Origin of the sequence: Brevundimonas sp., assembly GCF_036399195.1 — a bacterium.
In the GTDB taxonomy this organism is placed as follows: domain Bacteria; phylum Pseudomonadota; class Alphaproteobacteria; order Caulobacterales; family Caulobacteraceae; genus Brevundimonas.
Window position 1 is genome coordinate 1 of the sequence record NZ_DASWNO010000233.1, and the last position, 4,058, is coordinate 4,058.

General features: G+C 69.1%; 4 protein-coding genes. 3 read left to right on the forward strand and 1 reads right to left on the reverse strand.

Annotation, left to right across the window (positions count from 1 at the left end; genetic code table 11):
- Together VGB60_RS10270 and VGB60_RS10275 are read left to right on the forward strand one after the other, a co-directional pair.
- Positions 1–692, forward strand: a 692-nt coding sequence (locus VGB60_RS10270) for an NAD-binding protein (protein WP_331038167.1), incomplete at its 5' end; no start/stop codon positions are given.
- 204 nt (positions 693–896) lie between these two features.
- The gene (locus VGB60_RS10275) at positions 897–1,562 is read left to right on the forward strand and encodes a TetR/AcrR family transcriptional regulator (protein WP_331038168.1); all 666 of its coding nucleotides are present in this window, start codon (positions 897–899) and stop codon (positions 1,560–1,562) included.
- Positions 1,563–1,772: 210 nt separating this feature from the next.
- On the opposite strand, the gene VGB60_RS10280 is transcribed toward VGB60_RS10275, so the two are convergent.
- Complete coding sequence (locus VGB60_RS10280) at positions 1,773–2,882, reverse strand: aromatic ring-hydroxylating dioxygenase subunit alpha (protein ID WP_331038169.1); 1,110 nt, start codon at positions 2,880–2,882, stop codon at positions 1,773–1,775.
- 124 nt (positions 2,883–3,006) lie between these two features.
- On the opposite strand from VGB60_RS10280, the gene VGB60_RS10285 reads away from it, so the two are divergent.
- Positions 3,007–3,951, forward strand: coding sequence for an alpha/beta hydrolase (locus tag VGB60_RS10285; RefSeq protein ID WP_331038170.1), 945 nt, complete (start codon positions 3,007–3,009; stop codon positions 3,949–3,951).
- Positions 3,952–4,058: the final 107 nt, after the last annotated feature.

Consider the following 4,058-nt stretch of genomic DNA (forward strand, 5'->3'; position numbering starts at 1 on the left):
CTTCCCCGGCCTTCACCCAGACGGTCCTGCTCGCGGCGACGCTGAGCATCTTCAGCATCCCGCTGATGGCGGCGGTGGCCGACCGGCTGTTGCTGAGCGTGAAGGCTGAACGGCCCGACCTGCCCGATGAGGCCATGGCCCCCGTGGCGGAACAAGGTCAGGTCCTTGTCGTCGGCTTCGGGCGCGTCGGCCGGCTGGTCAGCGACATCCTGAAGGCCCACGACCAGGCCTTCCTCGCCGTCGACGCCAACGCCGCCACCGTGGCGAAGGGCCGGCAGGAGGGGGCGAACGTCTTTTACGGCGACGCCGGTCGCGCCGAGATGCTGGCCCTGTGCGGCATCGAGACCGCGCGGGCTGTCGTGGTGACCATGGACAGCCCGTCCAAGGTCGACGAGGTGGTCAGGGCGGTGCGCGCCATGAGGCCCGACGTCGGCCTGATCGCTCGGGCCCGCGACGAGAAGCACGCCGTCCGCCTGTACCGCCTCGGGGTCACCGACGCGGTGCCGGAAACCACCGAGGCCAGTCTGCAGCTGGCCGAGAACACGCTGGTCGATCTGGGCGTCCCCATGGGTCTGGTGCTGGCCTCGATCCATGAACGCCGCGACGGGTTCCGCAAGATGTTCCAGGAGGCCATGCCCGAAGGCGACGGCCCCCGCCGCCCGCGTGCGCTGCGCTCGACCCTGCGTCGCTGAGCCGCACCGCGCCCGGGTCCTGCGAGCCGGGGCTCGGGCCGCTGGTCAGGCGCGGATTGGCCCGCTACCCCATTTTGGTCATCGTTGCGTGATGACTGCGCGACTTCGCCTCACAGGCGAGCCGGGCCGAGCGCCCGCCGTCTCACCGCTCTTGCGTTCAGTTTCCCGGCGGATGTCAGCCGCCGTCCAGTGAGTATTTTTTCGATGCGAGATATCGCCCAGACGTCCTCCCCGGCCGACAGCGACCAGGAAGGCGAGGCTCCCCGCCTCAACCGCCGTCAGGCCGCCAAGGTCCGCACCCGTCAGAAGGTGCTGGATTCGGCGCGCCAGCTCTTCGCCGAGCGCGGCTACGAGCCCGCCACCATCCGCGACATCGCCAAGGGCGCCGGCATGTCGACGGGCGCGGTGTTCGCCAACTTCCAGGACAAGGCCGAGCTGTTCGAAGCCGTCCTGTCCGCCGACATGGTGAAGGTCGCGGAGACCGTTCGGGCCGCCGCCGCGTCGGAGTCGTCGGTCAAGGCGCGCCTGCGCGCCGCGCTGACCGCGACCTATCACGCCAGCATCGATCAGCTGCCGCTGGTTCAGGCGGTTGTCGCCCGGTCGTGGTTCCAGCCCGTGGCCGCTGAGATGCGCACCCGCGAGGCGATCAAGCCGCTCGTCTTCGTGATCTCCGACACCCTCCAGACGGGCGTGCGCGAAGGCGAATTGAGCCAGGACAGCGACGTGCACCTGCTGTGCGAGCTGATCTACGACGCCTTCCTGTCGAACTATCGCCGCGCCGCCTACGACGGCTGGAACGTCGAGCAGCTGACCGCTCACATGAGCAAGCAGATCGACATCATCCTGGCGAGCGCCCTGTCGCGGCAGTAGTAGGCATCGTCTCCTCCCCAAATCGTGGGGAGGTGGCGCGGCCTGTCGTCCCACACCCTCGTCCTTCCGGGGCCGCGCAGCGGAACCCGGAATCCAGGTGATTGGGCTCAGGCGGTGCGGCTTTCGGATGTGGCTGAACCTCCTGGATTCCGGGTTCCGATCCGCCTGCGGCGGACCGGCCCCGGAAAGACGATGTAGCTTCGCCTCAACTCAGCTCTTCCACCTCAGGACGGCTGGCTGGACCGGATTGGCGAAGGGCCGGGCTTCGGCGCGGCTCTTCGCCCATTCACGCTTCAGCTGCTGGTACCATTTGGCCTGTCTGTCGGCGTCGTCGATCCACAGCAGGGCCGGGTCGTAGCGCAGGCCCTCGTTCTGCAGGTTCACCATGCCGCCGTCCTGCTTGAGGAAGGCGACCACGCCCATGCGCAGGAACGGCCGGGCGAGGCCGAAGACCCAGTGGTCGGACCAGAAGATCTGGGTGATGCGCGTCCGCGTCTCCGTGACCGGCGTCAGGCAGGTCAGGGCCAGCACCTGCTTCTCTCCCACCTGGATATGCTCCCAGCGATAGCCGGGCAGGCGGAAGGTGATCTCGGTCGCCGGGGCGCCGCCGAGGATCCTGTAGGCGCGGCTGTTCGACGAGGGGGCGTGCCGGACCATGGCGAAGCCGTGTTCGCGCGGCTCGAAGGCCTTGGCCTTCTCGTGCATCGAGTGCTCTGACCGCCACCACCACTGTTGATGGACGTAGGGCCCGTGGGCCGGGTCCATCAGGCCGACGACGGCGTGATCGATGTGGGCGTCGAAGTCCATCCACTCGACCAGCCTGGCCTCGCCGCCGACCACGCCGGGAAAGGCGGGCGGCCCGTGATCAGGCTCGGAGGGGCTTCGCGCGTCGGCGGCCATCCAGACGAACACCATTCCCTGGCTCTCGCGCACCGGATAGCGCCGCACGCGGATGCGGTCGGTCTCCATCGCCTGATCCTCGACCAGCGAGGGGATGGCGGCGCAGACCCCGTCGGTCCGGAACCGCCAGCCGTGATAGGGGCATTCCACCGTCTCGCCCTCGCCCTTGTCGACGATGCGCCCCGCCGACAGCGGGGCGGCCCTGTGCGGGCAGATGTCCCGCATGGCGAAGACCTGGCCCGCCTGGGTGCGGCCGATCAGGACCGGCTCGCCCATCAGCTCGTGACGCTTCAGCGAACCGCTCGCGACGTCGCGAGACAGGGCGGCGAAATACCAGGCGTCCGTCACGAACCCCTTGCCGAAGCCGGCGGGCTGGGCTCGTGTGTCGGCGGAGGCGGCGCGGGTCTCGGGAGGCGTCATGCCGGCTATTCTAGGCCGCCTCACGCGCTTCCCGCCAGCGGCAGGCGCGACCGCCGTAGAAAGTGCTTTGCATTTTAAAGCAGGATGGCGTATCCGGCAGGAACGCTGATGGAGAGACAGCCCGATGACATCCGTTCTGACCGCCATACTGGCCGCCGCCGTTCTGACCAGCCCGGCCTTCGCCGCCCCCGCCGCCGCGCAGGACGGCCACGCCCCCCACGCCCAGGCGGGGCACGGCCACCGGCACGCGGACTTCGAGTCCGGGCGGTTCCATGTGCGTGTTGACGGTCCCGAGCGGCCGCAGGGCGACGTGATCCTGATCCCGGGCCTCAGTTCCTCGCCTGAGGTCTGGGGCGCCCTGACCGAGCAGCTGAAGGGCCGCTACCGGGTGCACCGCATCCATGTGCAAGGCTTCGCCGGCGCCCCGGCCGAGGCCAACGCCACGGGCCCGGTGTCGGCCCCGGTCGCCGAGGACCTCGCCCGCTATATCGCCGAGCAGGGGCTGAACAAACCGGCGGTCATCGGCCATTCCATGGGCGGAACGATCGGGATGATGCTGGCCGCGCGCCACCCCGACAGCGTCGGCAGGCTGATGGTCGTCGACATGGTGCCGTTCATGGGCGCCATGTTCGGCGCGCCAGGGGCGACGGCCGCGAGCGTCGCGCCTGTCGCGGACCAGATCTACGCCGGGATGACCTCGGGGCCGCTGGAGGGCTATCAGGCGCAGGCCGCCGCCGCCGTGACCGGCATGATCAACACCGAGACGGCGCGAGCCGGTCCTCTGGAAGACACGACGACCAGCGACCGTCAGGTGTCGGCCTCCGCCTTCCGCGAGTTGATCGTCACCGACCTGCGGCCCGAGCTGGCCAGGATCACGGCGCCGACGACGGTGCTCTACGTCAAGTTCAACGACCCTCGGATGACCCCGGAGATCACCGACGGCATCTATCGCGCCTCATTCTCCGGCATGCCGGGCGCGAAGCTGAAGCGGATCGACGACAGCGCCCACTTCATCATGCTGGATCAGCCGGCGGTCTTCGCGGCCGAGGTGAACGCCTTTCTCGAATAGGCGCGAAGCGTCATCGTTTCGGCGGAATGCCCCCTCACGCTTCTGTGAACGGCGCGGGGGCGTTTCCGTTGGACGCCTGATCGGCTAGGACCGGTCCAGGTTAGATG